Below are 24085 nucleotides of genomic sequence, written 5' to 3' on the forward strand. Positions count from 1 at the left end.
GATTGGATCCCAGCTTACTTCATATGGATCCCTCTGGAAGCCGTGTAAATTCATGGCATGCGTGTACCGACTGCGGTGATCACCGCTGGATCTCTGATCGGTGGATGGCAGGTCGCCCGCCGCACCGGTGTCCGCCCCCTCGGTGGGGCCGTCCTGGTCGCGGGTGGGATCGCCGCCGGCCGGGAGTGGCATCGGACGGTCGGGCCCGCCACCACCGGCGCGCTGGTCGCCACCTACGTGGGGGCGTTCGCCCTGTCACACCCGCTCGCCAAGCGCATCGGCGCCTGGCCGTCGGTGCTGGCCGTCGCGGCACTCACCGCGGCCGCCGCCTACGCGGCCTCCGACCGCCACACCGTCTAGAGGAAACCCTCGATGATGTGACGGGTGATCAGCGGGCGGTTCCACAGCGCCAGAATCCGGTTGGCGACGTCGATGATCGGCAACGGATTCGGCCGCCCCGCCACCTCGATCCCCGCGGCCAGCAGACCGGCGGGGACGGCTCCGGCGTCGAGGAGGATCCGCCAGTCGGCGGCGGACAGTTCCAGGAACTCCAGGCCGGTGAGAGCCGCCAGTGATCGCGGGTCGGCGAGCGAGCCGGGGTGAGCGGTCAGGGTCCGCAGCCGCGGCGAGGCGGTGACCGGGATCAGGTTAAAGGGTTCGCCGTCCCAGAACCCGAGGTGCAGCACCTCGAGGCGGGAGCTGGCCACGGATTCGGCACCGGCAACACTGCCGACGGTGGCGACCAGCGGCGGGTCTTCCGGCGTCGAGTCGGCACGGACCGGCTGGAAACCGCGGATGATCAACTCGGTCAGGGAGTCGGCGAGCAGGGTGGCCCCGGCGTACTCCTCGTGGCTGAGCAGGATGATCTGACCGAGGTGACCGGCCGGGCCGGGGGTGAGGTCGAGGACGATCCGGTCGCCGCCGCCGTTCTCGCCGATGACGAGCCAGCCGGGTGAGCCGATGAGGCCCTGCACGGCCGCGCCGGGTGGGGTGGAGACCGCTTCCCAGGCGCCGAACCGCCATTCGCAGGGGCGGGACGCCGCGTCCCCGAGGTAGAGCTCGTCGAGACAGGCCAGGTTGAACCGGATGGCGCGATCGTAGAGGTCGGAGGACTCCCAGTCGGACCAGATCGCGCGGGTCACCCGGTAGACGGCTTTCAGCTCCTCGGGCAGGGTGATCCCGAGCCGGGTCTCGGTCTCGGCGATCGCCGTCTCGGTGGCGGGAACCGCGTCCGGAAGCTTCGCCCGCAGCGTGCGCCCGAGCAGCCCGGGATCCGCCGACGCCGACGGCCCGACGCCCGGGTAGGTCTCCGGCAGCCGTCGCCACGGTTCCGGCACCGCCCCGTCGACGAGCAGCAGCGACGCCGGGTAGGGCCGCAGCCCGCCCTCCACGGCGGGGTTCGGCGCGATCAGGTGCAGCACCACCCGTCCGGGTGACGGCATCTCGGCCACGAACGTGACACTGTCGCCGTCGAGCGCACTCGTCACCCGGGCGATCGCCGCGAACTCGGCGCGCATGTCCTCGACCTGCACGGCCCGGCGGGGTTCCCGGACGACCGGCGGGGGCAGGGACAGACTCCGGGAACCGTCTCGCCCGATCCGGCCGGACAGGTGACCGCCCGGCGTGTCGAAGGCGGCCGGGTTCGCCGCGTGCAGGAGCTCCAGCAGCGGTTTCCAGGTCGCGAAGTCGTGCAGGGACATGCCGGGGATTATGGACTCCGGTACGGCCGGGCGTCTGCCCCGTGCACCGGACGGGGCTTTCCTGATCGATAGCGGACTCACCCCGTACCGGGCATGTCAGGGTTTTGTATGGTCTTGTCCCGTCGTGCCCTGCTCAGTGCCGGTCTGATCGGGGTGCTGCCACCCCGGTCCCCGCGCTCCTACGATCCGGCGGACGCCGACTGGCAGGCTCTCGCCGCCGGTCTCGCCGGAACCGTGGAGCGGCCCGGCACTTCCGGCTACGACCAGGCACGACAGCTGTTCTCGCCGAGGTTCGATCCGATCCGGCCGCCCGCAGTCGTGCGCTGCGCGAACCAGGCCGACGTGGTCGCGGCGGTGGCCTTCGCGAACCGGTTCGGGCTGCCGATCGTGCCGCGCGGCGGCGGGCACTCGTACGTCGGCGCGTCCACCTCGTCCACCGGCCTGGTCCTCGACCTGCGCCCACTGAGGACCGTCGGTTTCGACGCGGCCACCGCAACCGCCACGATCGGCGGCGGTGCGACCCTGCTCGATGTCGGCTCCGGCCTGGCCGCACACGGTGTCTCGGTGCCGGCCGGGTCGTGCGGTTCGGTCGGGATCTCCGGGCTGACCTGCGGCGGCGGCATCGGGGTGGCGTCCGCGGCCTACGGCCTGACCAGCGACAACGTGGTCTCCGCCGAGGTGGTGACCGCGGACGGTAAGTCCCGGACCGTGGACGCGCAACGGGACACCGACCTGTTCTGGGCGCTGCGCGGCGGTGGCGGCGGCCGGTTCGGGGTGGTCACGTCGTGGCGGCTGCGGACTCACCCGGCGGCGACGGCCGGAACGTTCACCCTGGTCTACCCGTGGGCGGACGCGGCGCTGGTGGTGGCGGGCTGGCTGGCCCGGATCTCGGCGGCACCGGACAACGCGTGGTCGGCCTGTCTGCTGGAGTCGGACCGTACCGGCGCTCTGTCCGTGCGTCTGCACGGGTCCGTCCTCGACGGCGACGCCCACGCCGAGGTCACCGCTCTGACCAGGAGTGTCGGCCGGGATCCGGTCTCCGCGACGATCGGTCACCCATCGCCGGCCGGCACGCCGAAGGCCCGCGCGACCCACCTGACCGGCAGTGAGATCTTCGCCCGGCCGTTGCCGTCCACCGCGGTCACCGCGTTGCTGGCCGTGCTGCAACGCCGGGCCGCCGCGAAGCTTCCGGGCCTGGCGAAGCTGAAACGGCTGACCGGGGCGCCGGCGCGGGTCACACCGGGTTCGACCGCATTCGGGTGGCACGGCGCGCACTCCATGTTGCAGTGGCTGGTCGAACCGGCCACCGCCGGCGCCGTGCCGGTCGCCGACGCCTACACCTGGATCGACGCCGGCCATCACGCGATGTTGCCGTGGTCGGCCGGCCGCTACGTCAACTACCGGGAGCCCGGCCCGGTGGACCCGGTCCGCTACCACGGCCGCAACGCCGCCCGCCTGGAACGGATCCGCGCCACTGTCGACCCGGCCGGCCGGTTCCTATGATCGGGACCATGCCGCAGCGACCCGAGCTAGCCGAACGCCACGACCTGCAACCGCACCCGGAAGGCGGCTGGTACCGGGAGACCTGGCGCTCCCCGATCATGTTCCAGCCCGACGGCTACCCCGGCCCGCGCCACTCCGCCACCGCGATCCTGTTCCTGCTGCAACCGGGCGAGGAGTCGGCGTGGCACGTGGTCCGCAGCGCCGAGCTGTGGTTCTGGCATTCCGGCGGCCCGCTGCTGCTGCGCCGCGGCGGCAGCGGCGACACTCCCGGCCCCGGCGACGAGGTACTGCTCGGCCCGGACCAGCCGCAGGCGCTGATCCCGGCCGGCGTCTGGCAGGCCGCCGAACCCGCCGCCGACCAGCCGGTCCTGGTCAGCTGCGTGGTCTCCCCCGGCTTCGAGTTCACCGACTTCACCATGATCTAGACCCAAAAACCCCGGGCCAAACGACTTCGCGGATACGCCGATCACCTCCCCCACACGCGAGGAAGCCCCGTCTCGTCCCCGCGAGGCCGGCGATCCACCGGGCCGACTCGCGGCCGCCGGGCCGAATGCGAACACCGGGCGGATCACTCAACGCCCGGCATGGTGGAGCAGCAGCCAGGCGTCGGCCGGGAAGAACCGCTGCGCGAACTTCCACGCGGTGCTGCCGTAGTAGGGCCGGGCGGCCGCCGCGTCGAGGATCCGTGGCTGATCGAGCCGGTAGTCGAGCCCTTTCCAGCGCAGCACACAAACACCAGCGGCCAGCACGTTGCGCACCCAGTTGGTGCCTGCGCCCCACGGCAGGTTGATCACGAAGCCGTCCGGGGCGACCGTCACCGCGATCGGAACGGCCAGGTCACGACCGGTCTTCCGGCCGCGATGGTGGATCACTCCCCAGATCGGCAGGCCACGGCGCCCGGCGAGGAACCGGACGGCGGGCGTGGTGGCACGAACGAACGGTGACGAGGTCATGCCCCGATCATCCGGTACCGGCGGCCGGGAAACGTCCCGGTGATCCGTCACGCGCGATGACGGAAATCCGGATCGCGTCGCTGCGGCTCCGGGCACCGATCTTGCGGTAGATCGCGGAGAGATGACGTTCCACCGTGTGTACGGTGATGCCGAGCTCGCGCCCGATCTCCGCATTGGAGTCCCCGGTCGCGAGCAGCCGCAAGACCTCACCCTCCCGGGCGGTGAGCCCGGTTCTCGGCGCGGACCGTCCCATGCGCCCGGTTCCCGGCTCGGGCTGGCCCACGCGCCCGCTGGTGACGAACCCGGTGACCAGTGCGATGTCGGCCGCCGGATCCTCGATGAACAGCGTCGGCGTGGCACCGGGCAGTTCGACGAGCCGCCCGTCCGGCAACCCGGCGGTGAGCCGCTGGAACACCTCCACCGGAATCCGCTGCTCACCCTGCCGGTGCAGGACGAGCGCCGGAGCCCGCACCCGGGACAGTTCGCCGGTGACGTCGATGTGCCCGGCCGCCTCGAACCACGCTTTCGCCGCCGCCGGGCTGGTCGCGGTCCGGAACGCCTCCGCCGTCCACCGCCCGGACGCCGCCGAGTCCCAGCCCAGCCAGGCCGTCGCGGCGGCATCCGCGAACAGGTCCCAGTCCTGCTCGACCAGGGACAACAGTGCCTGGGTCTGCGCCGGCAGCATCGCCTCCCGCAGCTGCGGTGACCCGCCGAACAGGACCAGCCGCCGCACCCGCTCCGGTTCCCGGGCCGCGAACGCGATCGCCGTCGCCACCGAGTGGTAGTACCCGAGCAGCGACGGCCGTTGCACACCCACGTGGTCCAGGACCGCCCGCAGATCCCGCAGGTGCGCGTCGACACCCAGGTCACCGAGGTCGATCCGGCGGTCGGAGATGCCGGTGCCGCGACCGTCGTACAGGATCAGCGTCACCTTCCGGGCCAGCCCGGTGTAGGCGGCCCGCAGTGCCGGAATCCGCCACTGAGCAGTGATGTTGCTCAGCGACGGCATCCACACCAGTGGCGGCCCCTGCCCGAGGATCTGATAACCGATCGAAACCCCGTCCTCGGTACGGGCGAACCGCGGCTCTACCGTCACCGGACCATTGTCGCCGGGCCGCCGGAGCGCCGCGGTCCGGGCGGCTATAGTCCGTTGCGGATGGTTGTTGTGGAATCGCCGGGTCGGACGAGGGTGGTGCGTGGCGACCTCGGACTCTCCCGCACGGGGCCTGGGCGACGCCCTGCACCTGCGGATCCTCGGCCCGCTGGAGATCCGGCACGGCAGCGGCGGAGCAGTCGCCCTCACCGGGCAACAGGCGTGTCTGCTGGCTCTGCTGCTCGCCCGGGAGGGCCGGCCGGTCGGCGTTCACGAGTTGATCGATCTGATCTGGTTCGACGGCGGTGTCCCGGCCAGCGCCATGAACATCCTGCACAAATACGTCGGCGTGCTCAGGCGGGTGCTGGAGCCGGCACTCCCGGCCCGCCACACCGGGTCGTACCTGCGGCGCCGGGGCAACGGTTACCTGATCACGGCGGACGCGCGGACCCTGGACCTCGCCGCGTTCCGCGCCGGTGTCAGTACCGCCACCAACATTCTCGCGGCCGGTAGTCCGGGGGCTGCTCTGGACGCGTACGCCCAAGCGCTTGATCTTTGGAACGGCCCGGCGGCCGACGGGCTGATCTGCGGTCCGGCCGCGGCGTCGGTGTTCGCCGCGTTGAACGACGAACTGTTCGACACGTGTGTGGCCGCGACCCAGGTCGCGCTCCTGATGGACCAGCCGCAACGGGTGCTCCGGCCGCTGCGCCTGGCCGCCGCAGCAGCCCCGCTGCACGAGGCGGTGCAGGCGAGTCTCGTCGTCACGCTGGCCGCCGCCGGTAGGCAGGCCGAGGCGCTGTCGGTGTTCGGCACCGTCCGGGCTCGGCTGGCCGAGGAACTCGGCATCGACCCCGGACCGGCCCTGATGGCCGCGCACCAGCGGATCGTGACCGCCGCCCCGGCACCGGTCGCCGGGCCCGGCACGGACACGACCATCCGGGCGCCGGGGGGTCACCGGCTCGTCGGCCGGGCCGGTGAACTCGCGACACTGCGCCGGGCGGTGGGTGCGGCAAACGCCGGGCGCACCGGGTTCGTCCTGCTGGAAGGGGCGGCGGGAAGCGGAAAGACCCGGCTGCTCGAGGAGGCCGTCGCCGACGCCGAGCGGTCCGGGGCCCTGGTGGCCTGGGGACGCAGTCTCGACGGTGCCGGATCACCGTCGATGTGGCCCTGGGCGCAGATCGCCGGTGCGCTGCTCGAGACACTGCCGGACCGGACCCGCGCCGAACGGCTCGGCGGGGAGATCGGCCGCATCGTCACTCCGGGCGACAGCGACCCCGACGTGCTGCGGATGCCCGACGAGGGCACCCGGTTCCGCCTCGGTGAACAGATCGTCGCGCTGGCCGGCGAGGTCGCCGCGATCCGCCCGGTGGTCCTCGTCCTGGACGATCTGCAGTGGGCCGACACCGGGTCGCTGCGCCTGTTCGGTCATCTGGCGACCCGTCTGCCGGACCGCACGGCTCTTGTCGGTGCGCTCCGCGACCGCGCCCCGGAACCCGGTTCCGAACTGGTCCGGTTGCTGGCCATGGCGAGCCGGGTGCCCGGACATCGCCGGATCCGGCTCGGCCCGTGGAGTCCCGGCGAGGTGGCCGACTTCGTCCGTCACGAGGCCGGCCAGGACATCACGGCCGCCGCCGCACAGAGCATTCACACGCGGACGTCCGGAAATCCGTTCTTCGTCCGCGAACTGACCCGGCTGCTGGCCGACGGCGGCGAACTGACCGCCGAAGCCGCCTCGCGGGCGGGTGTGCCGGCCACCGTCCGGGACATCGTCCGCGACCGGATGGCCGACCTGGACAAGGAGGCCGGCCGCCTGCTGCACATCGCCGCACTCCTAGGCCGCGACGTCAGCCTCGGCCTGCTGGCCGCCGCGGCGGACCTCGACCCCGAGACCTGCCTCGCGCGCCTCGACGAACTGGTCGCTCCAGGACTGCTCGAACCCGGCGTCGCTCCGTCGCTGTCCGAACCCGGCGCCGGTGATCCGTTCTCGTTCCGGTTCGTGCACGACCTGGTCCGCGAATCGGTCGTCGAGACGACGACCCCGCTCCTGGCGACCCGGCTGCACCTGACGATCGCCGACGCGCTGGACCGGGTCGTCCCGAGCGACGGCGCCGTGGCCGAACGGCTCGCGCACCACCTGCGGTCCGCCGGTCCCCTGGCAGATCCGGCCCGCACCACGAACGCGCTGATCCGCGCCGGACGCCACGCGGCGACCGCGTCCGCTCTCGAATCCGCCGAGCGGCACCTGCGTACCGCCGCCGCGGTGGCCCGGGCAGCAGGCTTGGCCGCGCCGGAACTGGCCGCGCTCGCCCAGCTCACCGCGGTCGCCGGGATGCGTTCGGGCTACCACGGCCCGGAACCGGAGATGCTGCGGCGAGCCGAACATCTGGCCCGCGGCCTGGGCCTGGAACGGCAGGCCACCGAGTTCCTCTTCGCCCGCCGGGCCGCCCACTCACAGGCCGCGCAACTCCACCACAGCGGACGGCTCGCCCGCCGGCTGCTCGATCAGGGTCGGCAATCAAGCGATCCGGTGGTACGCGCCTACGGACTGCGGGCCTGGGGCATCCACCAGTGGGACATCGGCCACATCGGCGAGGCGTTCCGGCACCTCAGCCAGGCGAACCAGCCACTGGACGACGGCCTCCCCGGGCGCACCGAACAACCGCTGCGTCACGACCTCGGGCTGCTGTCGGCCGGCATGCTCGCCGAGACGACCGCCCTGCACGGTGACCTCGAAGCCGCCCGGACCCTGCTCGACCGGCTGGAGGCCACGGCCGGCGACGATCCGTACGCGGTCACCGTCCGGTCTGGTTTCGCCGCCCGGATCGCGGCGATGGCCGGCGACCCCCGGTGGGCCCGGCAGGCCGCCGACCAGGGCATAGCCGAAGACCCCGGGTTCTCCTACACCTTCTTCGGCGCCTACCTGCGCCTGGCCCGGTACTGGGCGGACGCCGTCACCGGCCGGAACCCGTCCGCAGCCGCGGCCGGAGCGCAAGCGGTCATCACCAGGGTGCTGCTCGACCCGCCACGCTCGAACCTGCCCACCTGGTACGGCCTGCTCGCCGAGATGTGGCTGGCCGCCGCCCGGCCGGTGGAGGCCGCCGCCGCCCTCGACCGGGCCGACGAGTTCCTGGAACAACACGGCCAGCGGTACGCCGAAGGGCTGCTCCTGCTGCTCCGGGCCCGGCTGTCACAGGCCCGCGGCGCCGACGACGTCACGGTCCGGGCCGAGGCCGAACACGCCCGGACCGTCGCCCTCCGGCAGGAGGCCCACCTGTTCGCCCAGCGAGCCAGCCGATTCCTCGCCGACCTGGACGGGGTTCCGGCGCCCGGGACTCCGCCCTGCGAGGATGCCGGCCATGGATCCGCTTGAGTTCGCCGCGCCTACGTCACCGCCATCCCCGACGCCCGCGCCGAAGCGCCGCTACCTCTACACCGCCGACCAGGTCGCGGCTCATCTCGATGCTGTCGGGTTGCGCGAGGTGAGCCGCATGGTCCGGCGTCCGCGTGCCGGTGAACGCGACGATCAGGCGACGGTGCTGGCCCAGGCGTAGCCGAGCACACCACGGCGGCCCGGTGAAGAACCGGGCCGCCGTGGTGAGTCGTACCGGCGATCAGAGGTTTTTGAACATGTCCTCGAAGTCGGCGGTGAGCGCGAACGGGTCGGCGACCACCGCGGCCTCGCGGCGTTCGACCTCGCGGGCCAGTTCGGCGGCGGCCCGGTCGATGCGGCCGCGCAGCGGGCCTTCGACCGAGTTGGCGCCCCAGTCGTCGCTGGCGGCGAAGACCGACGTCGGCAGGATCGCCGCCCGCAGGTAGGAGAAGAGCGGGCGCAGCGCGTGTTCCAGGACCAGCGAGTGGCGGGCGGTGCCGGCGGTCGCGGCGAGCAGGACCGGCTTGTCGATCAGGGCGTCCTTGTCGAGGACGTCGAAGAACGATTTGAACAGTCCGCTGTAGCTGGCCGAGAACACCGGGGTCACGGTGATCAGTGCATCGGCGGCGGTGACCGCTTCCTGCGCCTGCTTCAAGGAAGTGGGAGCGAACCCGGTCAGCATGTTGTCGGTGATCTCGTGGGCCAGGTCGCGCAACTCCACGACCTGGACGTCGAGGGTGACGCCGAGCAGTCCGGCGGACTTCACCGCCGCCGCGGACAGCTGGTCCGCGAGCAGGCGGGTCGACGACGGCTGGCTCAGGCCCGCGCTGATCACGACGAGCTTGCGCTGCTTCATGCCTTCACTTCTTCTTTCTTCGCGTCCTTGGCCGCCTTCGCGGCGATCAGGGAGGCGTGCGTCGGGGCGTCCGGCACGTGCGCCGGTTTGAGGGCCGCGAACTCCTTGCGCAGCACCGGGACCACCTCGGACCCGAGCAGGTCGAGCTGCTCGAGGACCATCTTGGTCGGCAGGCCGGCGTGGTCGAGCAGGAACAGCTGGCGCTGGTAGTCGCCGACGTACTCGCGGAAGCCGAGCGTCTTGTCGATGACCTGCTGCGGGCTGCCGACGGTCAGCGGCGTCTGCGAGGTGAAGTCCTCCAGCGACGGGCCGTGGCCGTAGACGGGGGCGTTGTCGAAGTAGGGCCGGAACTGCTTGACCGCCTGCTGACTGTTCTTGTTCAGGAACACCTGCCCACCGAGGCCGACGATCGCCTGGTCGGCGGTGCCGTGGCCGTAGTGCTCGAAACGCTGCCGGTAGAGCTGGACCATCTGCTGGGTGTGCGACGCCGGCCAGAAGATGTGGTTGGCGAAGAACCCGTCACCGTAGTAGGCGGCTTGCTCCGCGATCTCCGGGCTGCGGATCGAGCCGTGCCACACGAACGGCGGGACCTCGTCCAGCGGCCGCGGCGTGGAGGTGAAGCCCTGCAGCGGCGTGCGGTACTTGCCCTGCCAGTCGACGGTGTGCTCGCGCCACAGCTTGTTCAGCAGGGCGTAGTTCTCGATCGCCAGGGGGATGCCGGCGCGGATGTCCTTGCCGAACCACGGGTAGACCGGGCCGGTGTTGCCGCGGCCCAGGGTCAGGTCGACGCGGCCGTCGGCGAGGTGCTGCAGCATCGCGAAGTCCTCGGCGATCTTCACCGGGTCGTTCGTGGTGATCAGCGTGGTCGCGGTGCTGAGCTGCAGGGTCGAGGTCTGCGCGGCGATGTAGGCCAGGGTGGTCGTCGGCGAGGACGAGAAGAACGGCTCGTTGTGGTGCTCACCGAGCGCGAAGACGTCGAGGCCGACCTCCTCCGCGTGTTTCGCGATGGTGACGATGTCCTTGATGCGCTGCGCCTCGGTGGGGGTCCGGCCGGTGGTCGGGTCCGTCGTGATGTCGCTGACGCTGAAGATTCCGAACTGCATGACCCGCTCCTGCTGTCTCCGCCGGGTTTCTTGCTTCCCGGACGCCCCGTACAACCTCGTTGACGGCGCAACTATTTCAGATTCAAAGAACTTGCGCTGCGGCGGGCGTCACACCCACGACGGGCACCACGATCGCGGATCAAAACCGTTATGGGGTACCGGACGGGCTCTGCGATCATCGGCGGCATGTCCGATTTTGATGTCCGTGCGGTGGACCTGAACGCGCTGAACTCGCTCACCAAATACCCGTCGATCCCCACGTACCACGAACTCGACCCGCGCAACGGCGGCCTCCTGCCGCAGGCGGTGCCGTTCAGCGGTCCGGTGGTCGGGAGCGAGAAGGTCGACGGCACGAATTCGAGGGTTGTCGTGCTGCCGGACGGTTCCTACCTGCTCGGGTCGCGGGAGGAACTGCTCTACGCGCAGGGGGATCTGATCGGGAATCCGGCTCTCGGCATCGTGGCGAATCTGCGGGCGCTCGCCGAGACCCTGGCCGGGACACCCGGTGACGCGATCCGGGTCTACTACCTGGAGTTGTACGGCGGGAAGATCGGTGGCCAGGCCAAGCAGTACTCGACCCGGGGCGCGACCGGCTGGCGGCTGTTCGACGTGGCCGTGGTCGACGACCTCGACGAGCGTCTGAGCTGGCCGTTGCAGCAGATCTCGGCGTGGCGTGAGGGCGGCGGGCAGAGCTGGCTCACCGAACAGCAGTTGCAGGCGGTCGGGCTGGAGCTGGCGCCCCGGCTGTTCACCCTGGACGCCGCCGATCTGCCGCCGGACATCGAGGGCATGCACGCCTTCCTCGGCGAGCATCTGCCGCGGACTCTGGTGGCTCTCGACGAGTCGGGGCTCGGCGGGCCGGAAGGCATCGTGCTGCGGTCCACCGATCGGGCGGTGATCGCGAAGGCCCGCTTCCAGGACTACGCGCGGACTTTGAAGCGGAAGGCACGGTGAGCCGGAGGGCGTACCGAAAAGCGGCCTTTTCTGGTTGATCCGGGCATGCGACATGCCATCGGTGCTTTCATCGCCGGCGCGGCGGTTCTGGCCGGTTCACCGGCCCTGGCCGCCGCCGAGCCGGATCTGCGTTTCCACGTCAGTCAGTACGACTCGCCGGGCAGTGACAAGCGGTCCCCGGAGAGTCTCAACGCCGAGTGGATCTCCCTGATCAACACCGGCCGAGACCCGGTCAAGCTGGAGGGCTGGTCGGTTCAGGAGGCCCAGGGCCGCACCTACACCTTCGGGGCGGTCAAGATCCCCGGCAAGGGCGGCAAGGTTCGGCTGCACACCGGGCACGGCGTCGACACCGCGACCGACGTGTACTGGAACAGCGGCAACTACATCTGGAACAACACCGGCGACCAGGCCACCCTGCGCGACCCGGACGGGAAGACCCGCGACCTGTGCGGATGGGGATATCGGAACGGGCGCACCAGCGTCGGCTGCTGACCTTCACACCGGCGGGCCGGCGATCACCAGTGCGGAGACGGCCAGCCAGCCGATGTGCCACGCCTGGTCGAGTTCGAACAGGCCGGTGCCCGGCCCGCTGGTCGCCGCCCCGCCGGGCCGGACCACCCCGACGTGGTCCATGTAGCCGCCGCGGCCCAGCAGCCGGCCCAGCCGGATCAGCGGGGTACGCAGGTCGGCGATGAAGTGAGTGACCGCGTTCAGCGCGATACCGGCCACCAGCCAGCCCGGTTCGAACGGCAGCCGCAGCCACCACCCGGCCGCGAGCAGGAAGATCGTGGTCGTCGCCGTCCAGGACGCGACGTGCATCGCGCAGTGCCGCAATGCCGAGTTCCGGTCGCAGTCCTTGACGTCCAGGCCCTTGCCGAAGGCCTGACCGCTGGTCTGCACCCAGTGGTCACCGATGTAGTGCCCGGCGAGCATCACGCCGAACGAGACCGCGGCGATCACCGCCCTGACCAGATCCTCGTCCTGCATGCCGCAGTCCACCTTCTGCCGAGAGTGCCGTCTCCATACCCACTCCAGCACTCTGACGCGGCCGGCACCCGCAAACGTGGCCGCGCACACGAGTCACGTCCGTCACGGTTTGGCGTCCTGAGCGTGAACGCGGTGAATCCGGGCGGTCTTCGGGTAGGCCGAAGGCTCCGGTGTCGGCGGGCCGATCTCGAACAGGTCGAGCATCAGGATCAGCGGATAGTCCGGCGCCTGGTCGAACCGGCCGACCGTGGCACCTTCGCAGGCGATGACGGTGCCGTCCGGGCCCCAGGTCACGCTCCAGGTGTGCGGGCGAGAGGCATCGATGGATACGGCCACCTCGGTCATGTCGGTCCGCAGCCGGTCGTCGTGGTGGGCTTTGATGCCGATCCGGGCGGTGGTCCCGTCGTCGTGCACGGCTGACGCGTCGATTTCGAAGACGCAGATCTCGCCGCTGTCCCGCGGGTCCTCGTTCTCCACGCCGACCAGCCAGGCGGCCAGCATGCAGCCGTCGTCCCGGCTGGCGCTGACGGTCACGTCGAGGTTTCCGGCGCTCGGTGTCCACAGCAGCCGGGTGCCGGTCGGGGTGCGCACCGTCAGGCCGTCGGGGCGGTGCCGGTGGGTGCCGTCGTGGTTGCCGGTCTGGATGTTGGAGACGCGCAGCGGGGCGTCTTCGGGGCGCCAGTCGGGCTGGTCGGCGTCGATGCGCAGCCGCAGGCCCTGTTCGTCCAGGTCGTAGCGGGCCCGGGAGCGGTCCGGGGTGGTCCAGTGCGGCAGGTAGTGGTCGATCCAGCGGGCCGGGTCGAGGGACGTGCCGGAGAAGTCGTCGAGAAAGGACACGAGACCGATCCTACGTACGGTGATCAACGTCTGTCACTCAACGTAATGTTTCGCATTGATCATAATGTGCGTCACATGCCGGTGGTACCAGGCTGCCGGAGTGGGCGGCGTGTCGTAGCCTTCCGGCCATGCGAGGAACCACCACCGCAGCCATCGTCGCAGGTACCCTGCTGGCGATCTCGGGCTGTGCAAGCACTGGACAGACCGTCGAGCCGGCCGCCACCGCGGTCCCGGCGGTAACCGTCAGCGGTCTCGACGAGGCCACCGCGACCGTCTGCGGCATGGCCAGCCACGCCACCCTGGGTGAGGACGGATACGATCTGGACGTCGCCACGGCCAACAAGATCATAACTGTTGGTAACGACTCGAAGAGCACGGTCATCACCTCCGCGGTGAACGTCCTGAAACTGACAGTCCGCAACGCGGAGAGCGTCGCCGGCGAGCCGGGTGAGGCCTCCTACATCGCGGAGGTCCGCACCCAGCTCCTGAAGCTCCAGACCACCTGTCAGAACGTGGACGCGCTCGTCACGAGCATTCAGCAGAGCCAGAGCGCTCTGGACGACGAAGCCGACAAGGGCTGAGTCGTCACCTGCCCCGGGTCGACGTACCACGAATTCGGCCCGGGGGTGATCGGCTGTCCGGCCCATGTGTGTTCACGTGTCCGGACGGTAGGTTCACCAGCCACACGTCCACTGGGCCATGGGGGAGCCGTTCACACGTGAGCGAGATAGTCCGGGACGCTCTGCACCAGGTGGAGAGTGCGGCCCGCCTGTACGGGGTCGGCGAGGAGAACATCGCCGGTGTCCGTGAGTTCCTGTCCAGCCAGCACCCCAACGACCGTGGAACCTACGCCTGCGCGGTCCTGGACCGGGTGGTCACCGAGATCGCCTACAACCACCGCACCGAGTGCGACGGCAACGAGTGCCGCACCTGTGACGGCCTGCAGGAGGCGCTGACCGTCGCCGTCGCCAGCGTCCGGTCGATGATCGCCGACGAGATGACGTGGCGCAAACGCCGCCGTAACCGCCGCTGGTTCTGGAACCGCTGACGCCCGCCCCGGTCTTCGGGGGTTCCGGGCCCTGTTGTTCGCATTCGGCCCGGCGGCCGCGAGACGGCCTGGTGGATCGCCGACCTCGCGGGGACGAAGCGGGGCGTCCTCGCGGTGTGGGGAGATGTTCGGCGTACCCGCGAAGTTGCTGTCTCCCGGGGTTTTCGGTTCAGACCAGCCGTCAGGTGTTCCCTGGTCACCACGAGGTGCCGATGGTGGTGAAGAACCACAGCGCCGACGTCGCCCACAGCCCGGCCACCGCGACCAGCACCACTCCCCCGGCCAGCGGGACACCCCAGCCGCGGCCCTGACCCGGGCGGCTGAGCAGCAGCATCTTGGTGACGAAGACGCCGTACACCAGACAGCCGAGCAGCGAGTGCGCCAGCACCCGTGGGGTGTCCGAGCGCAGACCGAACGTGTAGAGGCAGTGCACCGCGACCGGCACCGACAGCAGCACCGCGATCCGGCCGCTCCAGCGGTGCATGCCGGACACCCAGGCGCCGCCCGGAAGGACGCCGTAGACGCCCAGGGCGGTCAGCAACTGGACGAAGAGCAGGCCGGCGATCGCGGTGGCCAGCCACACCTTCAGGGTCTGCAGTTTCAGGAAGGCGGCCACGTCGGCGGTCACCACCGGCTCGTGCAGGCGGCCGTAGACGCCGAGGATCACCGCGACGCCGACTCCGGCGGCCACCGGCAGCCAGACCCGTGGCCGGATCAGTGTCGCGGACTCCACCTCAGAATCCCTCCCCGGTGTCCACGTCGATGGTGGTCGCGCCGGTCAGCACCTGGCCGTCGACGGTGACGCTGCGACCGGCGACGTCCAGGGCCGGAGCCGGGCCGGGCTGCTCGTCGCGGAGCAGGACACCGACCTGACGGCCGTCGGGCAGCACGATCCAGGAACCGTTGACCTTGGCCTTGCCCACCCGGCTGGCCAGCCGGTAGAGGCCGGACGGTTTACGGACCACCCCGATCTCGAACCGGTGTGACTTCCCCTCGACGGTGATCTCACCGGCGGCCCGGGTGGCGTCGAACAAGCCGGTGATCTTGGTGTTGTTCTTGCCGGTCAGGTTGAGCAGGCCGTTCTTGGCGGTGCCCTTGAGCCAGGCTTCCAGCCGGTCGCCGTCGCAGACGTATGCCACCGCCTGTCCGTCCCGAATCGAGATGGCCAGGGTTCCGGCGTCGTCGTCCACCTTGCCGGCCATCGTGACTCGCAGCCGTTCGGCGCTCGGAGTGTTCAACGGCGGCAACGCGACCTCGCTGGTCGGCGGCAGGGTGGCCGGGGCCTGCGCTGCGCCCGACGCGCCCGCCTCCACCGGGGACACCGGCGGCGGCATGCTCACCTGAGTGACCAGGCTGTCGGTGCGCTCACCGGCCAGCGCGGTCACGTTGAGCCCGGCGACGACCGCCGCGGCCACCGCGGCAAGGCCGAGAGTGATCAGTGGGCCGCGGCGCCAGCGCGCTTTCTCCCGCGGACGGGCCGGCTGGTGCGGGCCGGTGTTCGGCATCTGCCCGGCCCAGCTGCCGATGGTGTCCCGCCGCACTTCCGGCTGCCCCGGATCCGACGACACGAAGGCGGCCCGCGGCGAGGACGCCCCCGGAGGCACGAACCCGGACCGCGGCACACCCGAACCGGGCGCCACCGCACCAGGCGCCGGCGGGAAGCCGGGTGCCGCGGCTGGGGGCCGGAACGCCGGGCGGGGCGGCTGCGGGGGCGCCGGTGGCGGGAACGTCGGCTCGGGCAACCGCGGCGGCGGGAACCCGAGGGGCAGCGTCGCCGGCTCCACCTCCTGGCCGGGGTGACCGGCGGTGAGCGGCGGTGCGCTGGACGGCCGGACCGCCGCGGCGAACTGGTGCAGGTAGGCCGCGACCCGGCGGGCCGGCGGGCGCCGCCGGGGGTCGGCGGCGAGGCAGTCACGGGCGACCGGCCCGAGCGGCCCGGGCAGAGCCGCCGGATCGCCGGACGCCCGGCCGGTGGTCATCTCCAGCAGCAGCACGCCCAGCGACCAGACGTCCGCGGCGGGGGTGGGCGGGCCGCCCTGGAAGATCTCCGGTGCGGTGTAGCCGGGGGTGCCGCCGGCCGGGACGTGGTCGGTGTCGTTGAGCAGGACCGCCACACCGAAGTCGGAGACCCGGATGTCCGGAGGGGTGGATCCGTGCCGGACGAGGATGTTCTCCGGTTTGAGGTCGAGGTGGACGATGCCACGCTCGTGGGCGGCGGCCAGGGCGGCGGCGGTCTGCGCGGCGATCGTGACGACCTCGCCGGGGGTGAGCCGGCCACCGCGCATGCCCAGGTAACGGCGCAGGTTGGGCCCGTCGACGAACTCCATCACCAGGGCGAGGGTGCCGCCTTCGACGATGAGGTCACGGAGCCGGACGACAGCCGGGTGGTCGAGGGCACGGAGGGCGGCTTCCTCGCGGAGGAAGAGTTCGCGGACGCGGCGGTCGCCGGCCAGCTCGGGCCGTAGTAGTTTCGCGGCGAGCGGCGGTCCGCCGTGCCGGCTGGTCGCCCGCCGGACGACCGCCATCGCACCGCGCCCGATCTCCTCGTGCAACAGGTATTCCCTGCCGAGCGGTTCCTGTGCGGCCATCCCCGAACCCCTTGCGTCAGATCAGCGTTACGCCACCGACTGCCATGGCTGTCTTGACTTAGAACCTCCTCGGCCTCGCTTCGGTTCACCGTGCCCGTCATTCTTTCCGGGCGCATCCGCCGCCGCAATGTCCCGATGAAGTCGATCAATGTCCGAAAGCACTGGAAGATCTGGTCTAACCTGAGGTCGATGCTGCTCAACGCTCCTTTCACGTATGCCGAAGTCGGCGCGACCCAGGAGGCCTCCCTGCCACCTGGGTATAAGCACGTGCGCCGGGACATCCGGATCGGTGACGGACCGGAGACGTTCGATCGGGCCGCCACGGCGCTGTTCGGCTGGCGGATGCACCGCGGGGCCGGGTTCGGCGTGGTCGCGGACCGGCCGGCCGTCCCCGGCCTGCCGGTGGTGATCCGGATCGGGCTGGGCCGGGTAGCGCTGAACGCACCGTGCCGAGTGGTCTACCGGGTGGACCAGCCGGACCGGCGCGGTTTCGCGTACGGCACGCTGCCCGGGCATCCGGAGTCCGGCGAGGAGGCATTCGTCCTGCATCTCACGGCGAGCGGCACGGTCCGGTTCCGGATCACCGCCTTCTCCCGGCCCGCCACCACGATCGCCCGGCTGGGCGGCCCGCTGACGTCGCTGGCTCAGGAGTTGGCGACGAACCGCTACATCAGCTCGATGCTCCACCTGTCCCGCCCTTGACCATTCGGCCCTGTCACGCCTCGGATTGCAAGTCCTTGAGCAGCTCGAAGGCGACCGTGTCGACGGACCGGGCAGTCGCGCTGAGCACGACCACACCGACCTGCTTGTCCGGGTCGAATCCGGCGAACGAGGCGAAGCCGCCGGTCTGCCCGTTGTGGTAGATCTGCGCATGGCCGCCCACGCGCTCGTGCAACTGCCGGGCCATCCAGCCGAGTCGCTGCGACATGAACGGGTTGATCCGGAACTCGGTCTCCAGTGACAGCGTCACCCCCGGGCTGGACGGGTCGAAGTGGGTGCGGACGAAGGCGGCGACATCGGTGACGGTGGACCGTAGACCGCCGGCGCCCGCGAGGTCGGCGAGGTTCCACGGTGCGGCCGGGTGTCCGTCGGCACGGTGACCGGGCACGGTGGTGAGCTCGGTACCCGTACTCACCAAGCAGTTGATCTGGGTGTTGATCAATCGCTCGAACGGGAGGCCGGTGTGGCGGGCCAGCGCCAGGCCGAGCAGGCCGACGCCGAGGTTGGAGTAGTGGTAGCGACGACCGGGCCGGCCGGGCCGGATGCGGGCCAGGTTGGTGATGAGGAAGTCGGCGGTGCAGTCGCGGTAAGGGTCGGGGGCGTGCGGTCTGAGCAGGGCCGGCAGCAGCATCCCTTTCGGCAGCCGCGGCAAGCCTGACGTGTGTGTGGCCAGGTGGCGCAACGTGATCCCGGCGGGCGCCGGGAAGAAGTCACCGAGCGGCTGATCGAGTCCGAGATCACCGGACTCCACCAGCCTGGCCAGGGCTAATGTGGTGAACACCTTGCTGACCGAGCCTATCTCGAACCGGGTCCCGGCATCGAGTCCGGCGCTACCCGCAATCGTGGTGACGTCGCGTACAAGCGCGGCGACCACCACCCCGCGGCGGCGCGGTTCCAGCTTCTGGACGGCCCGGCGGACGAGTTCGTCGAGGTCGCTCATGGACTCCATTCTGACCTCGGCAAACCGGTGTTCACGATCCGGCGATAGGGTGCTTGGCCGGACACCGAAACGACGGGGAGCACCGGGGACGACGGGGAGCACGATGGACGACCAACGGTGGATGAGCCGGGCGATCGCGCTGGCGCATCGATGCCCGCCGTCGGAGTCCGCGTTCTCGGTCGGCGCGGTCGTCGCCGACGGTTCCGGGAACGAGCTGGCCAGCGGCTGGTCCCGCGACACCGACCCACACGTGCACGCCGAGGAGTCAGCCCTGCACCGGGCCGCCGGTCACGCCGGGCTGCGCACCGCGACGATCTACAGCACCCTGGAACCCTGCTCGAAACGCGCCAGTCGCCCGCACGCCACCTGCACCGGCCTGATCATCGCGGCCGGCATCCCGCGCGTCGTCATCGCCTGGCGCGAACCGGACCTCTTCGTGACCTGCGAGGGTGTCGCCCTGCTGATCGCCGCCGGCATCGAGGTGGTCGAGATGCCCGCTTTCGCCCCGGCCGCGCGGTCTGCCAACGGCCACCTCTCTTTTTGACCCTTTCTGGTACGAGTGGGCGAAGTCCCGAGTCCGTCCCGGCGATCTCGGCGGCCCCTCACGACCGACGGGGCCGGTTCCGGGCTTGAGCGGTCCGTCACCGAAAGAGCCCCGTCCCCGGAAGCGGTCCATCACTGGCAACTGTTCGTCACCGGCAAACCGTTCGTCACCCGCAGTGCCGGAAAACGTCCTCGGAATTCCTCCGAAGTACTGAACGTCCGAACCGGCCGACGCGTACACACTGTTACGAGGCTCACGGCACGATCGGGCACTTTCCGACCCGGATCGTGTTTCAGTCATGTTTCGTTCGGCAAGGAGAAGGTCATGACGGTCCAGGAACTTCAGCCCCGGGAAGCCCGCCACCACACCGGCGCGATCGTGCGCAGCAAGCGTTTCGCCACCCAGTTCGAGGTGGACGGGCATGTCCTGACCCTCGGCGTGGATCCGGGGGTGCGCGGCGGCCTCTACTATCTGCCGAGCGCGCCGCGCTGGGACGACGGCACACCGGTACCGCGTGAGGTCGCCGCCCGGCTGCAGACCGTGATCGAAGAGGTCGAGCGTTTCTGGGGCCACTGGCCGGAGTTCCGCGCCGTCCTCTGATCCACACCGTCACCCCATGTGACCATGCTGTGGTGCGGGTCACAGTAAAGTGGAATCTGATCGCCGTGGCGCGGTCGTCTAGCCGGGTGTGAGAGAGAGCCTGGACGCGGTCGACGAGGAAGAACTCGTGCGCCGCACCGCCGCCGGTGACCGGCGCGCCTTCGACGAGCTGTATCGGCGTACGTCGCCGTGGCTCGCCGTCCGGCTGCGCCGCCGGTGTTCGGACGCCGACGTGGTCGCCGACGTGCTGCAGGAGACCTACCTCTCGGTGTGGCGGGCGGCGGGCACCTTCGCCGACTCCACCGCCCGGGGCAGCGCCGTCGGCTGGCTGTGGACGATCGCCGCCAACCGGATGGTCGACGCGTTCCGCCGGCGCGCCCGGCTGGCCCAGGTGCCGCCGGTGCCGATCACCGAGACGGTGGCCCCGGCCGCCGAGGACGAGGTGATGGCCGGCCGGGTCGGCCAGGACCTGGAACAGGCGCTACTACGACTACCGCCGGAGGTCCGGCAGGTACTGCGGGCGATGGTGCTCGACGGGCTCTCCGCCCGCGACACCGCAGTCCTTCTCAACGTGCCCGAGGGCACCGTGAAATCCCGCGCGCGGCGGGCCCGGATCGCGCTGCGGGAGGCGCTGTCATGACCAAGCACCCGGAATCCACCGTCATCACCCGCTACGCCGAAGGCGACCCGAGCCTGGACGAGGCCAGCGTTTGGTCGGTGGAGGCCCACCTGGAGACCTGCCCGGACTGCCGGGCGCGGCTGGCCAGCCGGACCACCGACGACACCCGCGCCCTGCTCGACCTGGTGGCGACCGGTATCGATCAGGGCATCGGCGCCGGGCCGGCCCCGGTGCGCCGCCGCCGGGCCTGGTCGGTGACCGGCCGCCGCTGGTTCACCGTGACGGTCGTGCCGTGGCTGATCATGACGGCCGCCGTGCTCGGCTGCGCCGTCCTGATGCAGATGGCCCAACCTCGGCTGCCGTCACTGGTGCTGCTGCTCGCACCGGTCGCGCCGCTGCCCGGAGTGGCCGTCGCGTGGAGCCGGCGCAGCGACCCGGCCTGGGAACTGATCGCCGGCACTCCGGCCGCCGGGCTCGCCATGCTGCTGCGCCGGACCGCGGTCGTGCTGGCCGTCGTCATGCCGCTGCTGGCGCTGGCCGGTACCCGTACCGGAATCCCGCTCGCCGCCCTGCTCGCACCGTGCCTGGCCTTCACCGCCGCGACCATCGCCCTCGGCAGCCTGATCGGCGTCAGCCGGGCCGCCGCCGCACTGGCCACGCTGTGGGCCGCGGCCGTCGTCCTGCCCAGTTTGGTCACCGCGGAACTGCCCGCGGTGCTCACTCCCGGCGGCACCGGCGGGTGGGCTCTCGTCACCGTCGCGATGGCCGCTTTCATCGTCGCCCGCGCCGATCTGTTCCGCCGCCTGCCCAGCGGCCACTGACCTTTTCCGATCAGCCGAATGCCCGCGAGACTTCAGGAGTGACATGCGAACGATAAGCGCTGCCGAGACGGCGCCGGCCACCTACGCCTGGGCCGTCCACGCCGAGCAGCTGCAGGTGAAGGCCGGACGCCACCTGGCCGTCGACCGGCTCGACCTGCGGCTGCAGACCGGGGTGCACGGCCTGCTCGGCCCGAACGGGGCCGGCAAGACGACCCTGATGCGGGCGCTGGCCACCGTGCTGAAACCGGCCGGCGGCGAGCTGACCCTGCTCGGCGAGACGGTGAGCGGCCGGGGCGATCTACGGCGGGCCCGCCGTGGGCTCGGCTACCTCCCGCAGGAGTTCGGCTTCTACCCGCGGTTCACCGTGCGCGAGTTCGTCGAGTACATGGCCTGGCTCAAGGAGATGCCGAAGTCCGCCATCCCCGGAGCGGCCCAGCGGGCCATCGAACGTGTCCGGCTCACCGCCAAGGCGGACGCCCGGATGAAGACGCTGTCCGGTGGCATGCTGCGCCGGGCCGGCATCGCCCAGGCCATCGTGAACGACCCGCAGATCCTGCTGCTCGACGAACCGACCGTGGGCCTCGACCCGGAGCAGCGTCTCGACTTCCGTGAGCTGCTGCGGGACATCGGCGTCGACAGTTGTGTGCTGGTCTCCACCCACCTGGTCGAGGACGTGGTCGCGGCCTGCACCGACGTCATCCTGGTGAATGAGGGCAAGCTGGTGTTCCAGGGCGACCCGAACGCGCTGATCACCTACGGCGGCCCGCACGACGCCGGGGACAGCCCGGCCGAACGCGGTTACTCCGCCCTGCTGCGCCGCCACCGTGGGGGTGCCGCGTGAGCCGCGTCCTCCTGGTCCAGTTGCGCCGTTTCGGTGCGCCCGGCGCTCTGCTGATCCTGCTGGCCGGCACAGTCTCGCTGTTCCTCGCCCGCGGGGAGTGGTCGGGCGGCTGGATGTCGCTCGCCATGAGCCAGCGCGACTACCTGATGCTGCTGTCTCCGCTGGCCCTCGCGATCGGTGCCTGGCTGGCCCGCCGCGAACACCGGGCGAAGACGGCGGAACTGTTCGCCGGCACGCCCCGCCCGCACCACCAGCGGATCCTGCTGACCCTGACCGCCGTCGGTCTCGCGGTGACGGCCGCCTACCTGGCGGTTCTCGCGGTGTCCGTGCCATGGATCGTGACGACCGCCTCCTACCTGCCCGGCGCTGTGTTCGGTGTCGTCGCGGTCGGTGTCCTGGTCATGCTCGCCTCGGCCTGGATCGGCCTGGCCATGGGACGCCTGCTCCCCAGTCCCGCCACCGCACCCGCCCTGGCCGTGGCCGGTTTCGTGGTCATCCTCGCCGCGCCGATGGGGTTCAAGCAGGACTGGCTGGCCGTCCTCGCCTCCCCGACATGGGGCATGAACCCGTTCAGTGAGTTCCAGACCGTGCCCCTGCTGGTCAGCGCGGCCCAGGCGATCCTGGCGCTGTCCCTGATCGTGGCGGCGGCGGTGGCGATCACCGCGAGCCGATGGCAGACCCGTGCGGCGGCGGTGCTGCCCGTCGTGCTCGGCCTGGCGGTCAGCCTCGCCGTCGTGCCCCGCGACTACAACCGCATCATGATCGACCCGGTGGCCCAGGAACTGGTGTGCACCGACGACGCGCCCCGCGTCTGCGTCGGCCGGGTGCACAGCCGGCTGCTGCCCGAGATCACCCCGAAGGCGCGGGAGGCCCTGGCGCTGCTCGCGAAACTCCCGAACGCACCGACGACGGTTCAGGAGGACACCACCAACTACCTGGACGAAAACGCCGTGAAAGCATTCGACAGCGAGGCCGTCGGCTTCCAGGTGGACGTCGACCGCAACGGTCACCTCGCGGATGCCGACCACCTGGTGAACCGGCTGCTGTGGGCCGGCGGGGCGAATTTCACCGGCTGCCCGCAGGGTAATGTCAGCGCGGTGGCCCGAGCCTCGGGTGCCTGGCTCGCCGGCCGGCCGCCGGTCGACGACCCGTTCGATGCCGGAGTCTTCGACGAGACGGGCAAGCCCTACACCGTCACCCCCGAAGCGACCGTGCTGTGGGAGAACCTGCGCAAGCTGCCCGAAGCAGAAGCGCTGGCCAAGGTGGCGGCCGTCCGCAAAGCCGGCGTGGAGTGCACCGACATGAGCGGTCTGCTGGAATGAGGTACCTGACGCTGTACGTCCGGGCGCGGCGCGTCCCGGCGGCGGTGGCCGCGGCAGCCGGTGGCACCCTGCTGATGTGGTCGGTGGTGGCGCTCTTCTCCGAGGTGCCGGACGCCGACATCAGTATGGTCGTGCTGCTGGTGCTGCTGCTGGCTGCCTCGGTGGCGCCCACTCTCGGCGGTCACGACGACGCGCTGGAACGCACCAGTGCGCTGCACTGGCTGCCCCGCCGTACCGGGCATCTGCTCGTCGCGCTTGTGGTGATCCTCGCCCTGGTGCTGGTCACCCTGGCGACCAGCACCCGGTTCGGCCCGGCCGCGCTGGTGCTCCGGGACGCGACCGGGCTGCTCGGCCTGACCGCTCTCGGAGCCGCGCTGCTCGGGCCGGCCCGCTCGTGGTTCCTGCCGCTGGGCTGGACGCTGCCCGCGGTGATGTTCCCGTTCGAAGGGCCGTCGGTGCTGCGCCAGGCCCTCGCCTGGCAGACACAGCCGTACGACAACCGGTCGGCCGCGGTCACGGCGGGTGTCATCGCCGTCATCGGGCTGCTGGCCTTCGCACTGAAGGGGCCGGCGTTGCGGGACGCCCGGTCGGCGGCCTGAGTCTCTTCGCCGGCGGCCTTTCCATCGGGCTTCTCGCCAGGGGCCGTTGAGAACACGGCCGTGGGCTCTTTCTTCGCCGAGCCGGGG

The 24085-nt window shown here is 71.1% G+C and carries 27 protein-coding genes; 17 read left to right on the forward strand and 10 right to left on the reverse strand.

Translation table 11 applies throughout. From position 1 onward, the window contains the following. The first annotated feature begins 57 nt into the window (after positions 1-57). Complete coding sequence (locus BLU81_RS16445; RefSeq protein ID WP_157751624.1) at positions 58-360, forward strand: hypothetical protein; 303 nt, start codon at positions 58-60, stop codon at positions 358-360. Here the strand turns inward: BLU81_RS16445 and BLU81_RS16450 are convergent. Beyond that, a complete protein-coding gene (locus tag BLU81_RS16450; RefSeq protein WP_092545477.1) occupies positions 357-1700 on the reverse strand; it encodes an SMI1/KNR4 family protein in 1344 nt (447 codons plus the stop codon). The genes BLU81_RS16445 and BLU81_RS16450 overlap by 4 nt on opposite strands. Positions 1701-1808: 108 nt before the next feature. Here BLU81_RS16450 and BLU81_RS16455 point away from each other — a divergent pair, with 108 nt between their 5' ends. Together BLU81_RS16455 and BLU81_RS16460 are read left to right on the forward strand one after the other, a co-directional pair. Then, positions 1809-3203 carry an FAD-binding oxidoreductase gene (locus BLU81_RS16455; protein ID WP_157751625.1) on the forward strand — a complete coding sequence of 465 codons (1395 nt, stop codon included), beginning with the start codon at positions 1809-1811 and terminating at the stop codon, positions 3201-3203. A gap of 8 nt (positions 3204-3211) precedes the next feature. Further along, complete coding sequence (locus BLU81_RS16460; protein WP_092557186.1) at positions 3212-3628, forward strand: cupin domain-containing protein; 417 nt, start codon at positions 3212-3214, stop codon at positions 3626-3628. Positions 3629-3775: 147 nt separating this feature from the next. On the opposite strand, the gene BLU81_RS16465 is transcribed toward BLU81_RS16460, so the two are convergent. Both BLU81_RS16465 and BLU81_RS51535 read right to left on the reverse strand, forming a co-directional pair. Continuing rightward, positions 3776-4156 carry a PNPOx family protein gene (locus BLU81_RS16465; protein WP_092545479.1) on the reverse strand — a complete coding sequence of 127 codons (381 nt, stop codon included), beginning with the start codon at positions 4154-4156 and terminating at the stop codon, positions 3776-3778. Between the two features lie 7 nt (positions 4157-4163). After that, a complete protein-coding gene (locus tag BLU81_RS51535; protein ID WP_269461053.1) occupies positions 4164-5252 on the reverse strand; it encodes an alpha/beta fold hydrolase in 1089 nt (362 codons plus the stop codon). A 100-nt stretch (positions 5253-5352) separates the two neighbouring features. Here BLU81_RS51535 and BLU81_RS16475 point away from each other — a divergent pair, with 100 nt between their 5' ends. Further along, on the forward strand, positions 5353-8619 hold the full coding sequence (locus BLU81_RS16475; protein WP_231954587.1) for an ATP-binding protein: 3267 nt from the start codon (positions 5353-5355) through the stop codon (positions 8617-8619). After that, positions 8606-8800 carry a hypothetical protein gene (locus tag BLU81_RS16480; RefSeq protein ID WP_197686245.1) on the forward strand — a complete coding sequence of 65 codons (195 nt, stop codon included), beginning with the start codon at positions 8606-8608 and terminating at the stop codon, positions 8798-8800. Before BLU81_RS16475 ends, BLU81_RS16480 begins: the two co-directional genes overlap by 14 nt. Before the next feature lie 60 nt (positions 8801-8860). On the opposite strand, the gene BLU81_RS16485 is transcribed toward BLU81_RS16480, so the two are convergent. Next, positions 8861-9475, reverse strand: a complete 615-nt coding sequence (locus BLU81_RS16485; protein ID WP_092545480.1) for an FMN reductase — start codon at positions 9473-9475, stop codon at positions 8861-8863. Continuing rightward, positions 9472-10578, reverse strand: a complete 1107-nt coding sequence (locus tag BLU81_RS16490; protein ID WP_092545481.1) for an LLM class flavin-dependent oxidoreductase — start codon at positions 10576-10578, stop codon at positions 9472-9474. The genes BLU81_RS16485 and BLU81_RS16490 overlap by 4 nt, the downstream gene beginning before the upstream one ends. Positions 10579-10764: 186 nt before the next feature. Between BLU81_RS16490 and BLU81_RS16495 the strand changes: the two genes are divergently transcribed. Then, positions 10765-11532 carry an RNA ligase family protein gene (locus BLU81_RS16495; protein ID WP_092557192.1) on the forward strand — a complete coding sequence of 256 codons (768 nt, stop codon included), beginning with the start codon at positions 10765-10767 and terminating at the stop codon, positions 11530-11532. Between the two features lie 45 nt (positions 11533-11577). Next, on the forward strand, positions 11578-12024 hold the full coding sequence (locus BLU81_RS16500) for a lamin tail domain-containing protein (protein WP_092545482.1): 447 nt from the start codon (positions 11578-11580) through the stop codon (positions 12022-12024). A 3-nt stretch (positions 12025-12027) separates the two neighbouring features. On the opposite strand, the gene BLU81_RS16505 is transcribed toward BLU81_RS16500, so the two are convergent. Next, positions 12028-12519 carry a transcriptional regulator gene (locus BLU81_RS16505; RefSeq protein WP_157751626.1) on the reverse strand — a complete coding sequence of 164 codons (492 nt, stop codon included), beginning with the start codon at positions 12517-12519 and terminating at the stop codon, positions 12028-12030. A gap of 102 nt (positions 12520-12621) precedes the next feature. Next, on the reverse strand, positions 12622-13356 hold the full coding sequence (locus BLU81_RS16510) for a glycoside hydrolase family 16 protein (RefSeq protein ID WP_092545484.1): 735 nt from the start codon (positions 13354-13356) through the stop codon (positions 12622-12624). Between the two features lie 128 nt (positions 13357-13484). Here BLU81_RS16510 and BLU81_RS16515 point away from each other — a divergent pair, with 128 nt between their 5' ends. Next, complete coding sequence (locus BLU81_RS16515) at positions 13485-13937, forward strand: hypothetical protein (RefSeq protein WP_092545485.1); 453 nt, start codon at positions 13485-13487, stop codon at positions 13935-13937. 137 nt (positions 13938-14074) lie between these two features. Next, positions 14075-14404, forward strand: a complete 330-nt coding sequence (locus BLU81_RS16520) for a hypothetical protein (RefSeq protein WP_092545486.1) — start codon at positions 14075-14077, stop codon at positions 14402-14404. Positions 14405-14600: 196 nt separating this feature from the next. On the opposite strand, the gene BLU81_RS16525 is transcribed toward BLU81_RS16520, so the two are convergent. After that, positions 14601-15137 (reverse strand): DUF6529 family protein, encoded by a 537-nt coding sequence (locus BLU81_RS16525; protein WP_092545487.1) that lies wholly within the window; start codon positions 15135-15137, stop codon positions 14601-14603. 1 nt (position 15138) lies between these two features. Next, the gene (locus BLU81_RS51540; RefSeq protein ID WP_092545488.1) at positions 15139-16992 is read right to left on the reverse strand and encodes a protein kinase domain-containing protein; all 1854 of its coding nucleotides are present in this window, start codon (positions 16990-16992) and stop codon (positions 15139-15141) included. 189 nt (positions 16993-17181) lie between these two features. On the opposite strand from BLU81_RS51540, the gene BLU81_RS16535 reads away from it, so the two are divergent. Then, complete coding sequence (locus tag BLU81_RS16535; protein ID WP_092545489.1) at positions 17182-17694, forward strand: DUF1990 family protein; 513 nt, start codon at positions 17182-17184, stop codon at positions 17692-17694. A gap of 13 nt (positions 17695-17707) precedes the next feature. On the opposite strand, the gene BLU81_RS16540 is transcribed toward BLU81_RS16535, so the two are convergent. Beyond that, complete coding sequence (locus BLU81_RS16540; RefSeq protein ID WP_157751627.1) at positions 17708-18652, reverse strand: serine hydrolase domain-containing protein; 945 nt, start codon at positions 18650-18652, stop codon at positions 17708-17710. Between the two features lie 103 nt (positions 18653-18755). On the opposite strand from BLU81_RS16540, the gene BLU81_RS16545 reads away from it, so the two are divergent. From BLU81_RS16545 to BLU81_RS16575, 7 genes are all read left to right on the forward strand, one after another. Further along, positions 18756-19196 carry a deaminase gene (locus BLU81_RS16545; RefSeq protein ID WP_092545491.1) on the forward strand — a complete coding sequence of 147 codons (441 nt, stop codon included), beginning with the start codon at positions 18756-18758 and terminating at the stop codon, positions 19194-19196. A 324-nt stretch (positions 19197-19520) separates the two neighbouring features. Further along, on the forward strand, positions 19521-19796 hold the full coding sequence (locus BLU81_RS16550) for a hypothetical protein (RefSeq protein WP_092545492.1): 276 nt from the start codon (positions 19521-19523) through the stop codon (positions 19794-19796). Positions 19797-19884: 88 nt separating this feature from the next. Continuing rightward, on the forward strand, positions 19885-20436 hold the full coding sequence (locus BLU81_RS16555; RefSeq protein WP_092545493.1) for an RNA polymerase sigma factor: 552 nt from the start codon (positions 19885-19887) through the stop codon (positions 20434-20436). Continuing rightward, a complete protein-coding gene (locus BLU81_RS16560) occupies positions 20433-21236 on the forward strand; it encodes a zf-HC2 domain-containing protein (protein ID WP_092545494.1) in 804 nt (267 codons plus the stop codon). Before BLU81_RS16555 ends, BLU81_RS16560 begins: the two co-directional genes overlap by 4 nt. Positions 21237-21279: 43 nt before the next feature. After that, positions 21280-22077, forward strand: a complete 798-nt coding sequence (locus BLU81_RS16565) for an ATP-binding cassette domain-containing protein (RefSeq protein WP_092545495.1) — start codon at positions 21280-21282, stop codon at positions 22075-22077. Next, positions 22074-23399 carry a hypothetical protein gene (locus BLU81_RS16570; RefSeq protein ID WP_092545496.1) on the forward strand — a complete coding sequence of 442 codons (1326 nt, stop codon included), beginning with the start codon at positions 22074-22076 and terminating at the stop codon, positions 23397-23399. The genes BLU81_RS16565 and BLU81_RS16570 overlap by 4 nt, the downstream gene beginning before the upstream one ends. Continuing rightward, positions 23396-23998: a hypothetical protein gene (locus BLU81_RS16575; protein ID WP_092545497.1), complete on the forward strand. Its 603-nt coding sequence runs from the start codon at positions 23396-23398 to the stop codon at positions 23996-23998. The genes BLU81_RS16570 and BLU81_RS16575 overlap by 4 nt, the downstream gene beginning before the upstream one ends. Positions 23999-24085: the final 87 nt, after the last annotated feature.

The organism is Actinoplanes derwentensis (assembly GCF_900104725.1).
GTDB classification, from domain to species: Bacteria; Actinomycetota; Actinomycetes; order Mycobacteriales; family Micromonosporaceae; genus Actinoplanes; species Actinoplanes derwentensis.

Coding starts and splice junctions, on each gene's coding strand:
- BLU81_RS51540 (WP_092545488.1), bottom strand. CDS start 16,992: ATGGCCGCACAGGAACCGCTCGGCAGGGAATACCTGTTGCACGAGGAG.
- BLU81_RS16540 (WP_157751627.1), bottom strand. CDS start 18,652: ATGAGCGACCTCGACGAACTCGTCCGCCGGGCCGTCCAGAAGCTGGAA.
- BLU81_RS16480 (WP_197686245.1), top strand. CDS start 8,606: ATGGATCCGCTTGAGTTCGCCGCGCCTACGTCACCGCCATCCCCGACG.
- BLU81_RS16490 (WP_092545481.1), bottom strand. CDS start 10,578: ATGCAGTTCGGAATCTTCAGCGTCAGCGACATCACGACGGACCCGACC.
- BLU81_RS16465 (WP_092545479.1), bottom strand. CDS start 4,156: ATGACCTCGTCACCGTTCGTTCGTGCCACCACGCCCGCCGTCCGGTTC.
- BLU81_RS16515 (WP_092545485.1), top strand. CDS start 13,485: ATGCGAGGAACCACCACCGCAGCCATCGTCGCAGGTACCCTGCTGGCG.
- BLU81_RS16495 (WP_092557192.1), top strand. CDS start 10,765: ATGTCCGATTTTGATGTCCGTGCGGTGGACCTGAACGCGCTGAACTCG.
- BLU81_RS16450 (WP_092545477.1), bottom strand. CDS start 1,700: ATGTCCCTGCACGACTTCGCGACCTGGAAACCGCTGCTGGAGCTCCTG.
- BLU81_RS16535 (WP_092545489.1), top strand. CDS start 17,182: ATGCTGCTCAACGCTCCTTTCACGTATGCCGAAGTCGGCGCGACCCAG.
- BLU81_RS16455 (WP_157751625.1), top strand. CDS start 1,809: ATGGTCTTGTCCCGTCGTGCCCTGCTCAGTGCCGGTCTGATCGGGGTG.
- BLU81_RS16575 (WP_092545497.1), top strand. CDS start 23,396: ATGAGGTACCTGACGCTGTACGTCCGGGCGCGGCGCGTCCCGGCGGCG.
- BLU81_RS16460 (WP_092557186.1), top strand. CDS start 3,212: ATGCCGCAGCGACCCGAGCTAGCCGAACGCCACGACCTGCAACCGCAC.
- BLU81_RS16560 (WP_092545494.1), top strand. CDS start 20,433: ATGACCAAGCACCCGGAATCCACCGTCATCACCCGCTACGCCGAAGGC.
- BLU81_RS16550 (WP_092545492.1), top strand. CDS start 19,521: ATGACGGTCCAGGAACTTCAGCCCCGGGAAGCCCGCCACCACACCGGC.
- BLU81_RS16545 (WP_092545491.1), top strand. CDS start 18,756: ATGGACGACCAACGGTGGATGAGCCGGGCGATCGCGCTGGCGCATCGA.
- BLU81_RS16500 (WP_092545482.1), top strand. CDS start 11,578: ATGCGACATGCCATCGGTGCTTTCATCGCCGGCGCGGCGGTTCTGGCC.
- BLU81_RS16565 (WP_092545495.1), top strand. CDS start 21,280: ATGCGAACGATAAGCGCTGCCGAGACGGCGCCGGCCACCTACGCCTGG.
- BLU81_RS16485 (WP_092545480.1), bottom strand. CDS start 9,475: ATGAAGCAGCGCAAGCTCGTCGTGATCAGCGCGGGCCTGAGCCAGCCG.
- BLU81_RS16445 (WP_157751624.1), top strand. CDS start 58: ATGCGTGTACCGACTGCGGTGATCACCGCTGGATCTCTGATCGGTGGA.
- BLU81_RS16505 (WP_157751626.1), bottom strand. CDS start 12,519: ATGCAGGACGAGGATCTGGTCAGGGCGGTGATCGCCGCGGTCTCGTTC.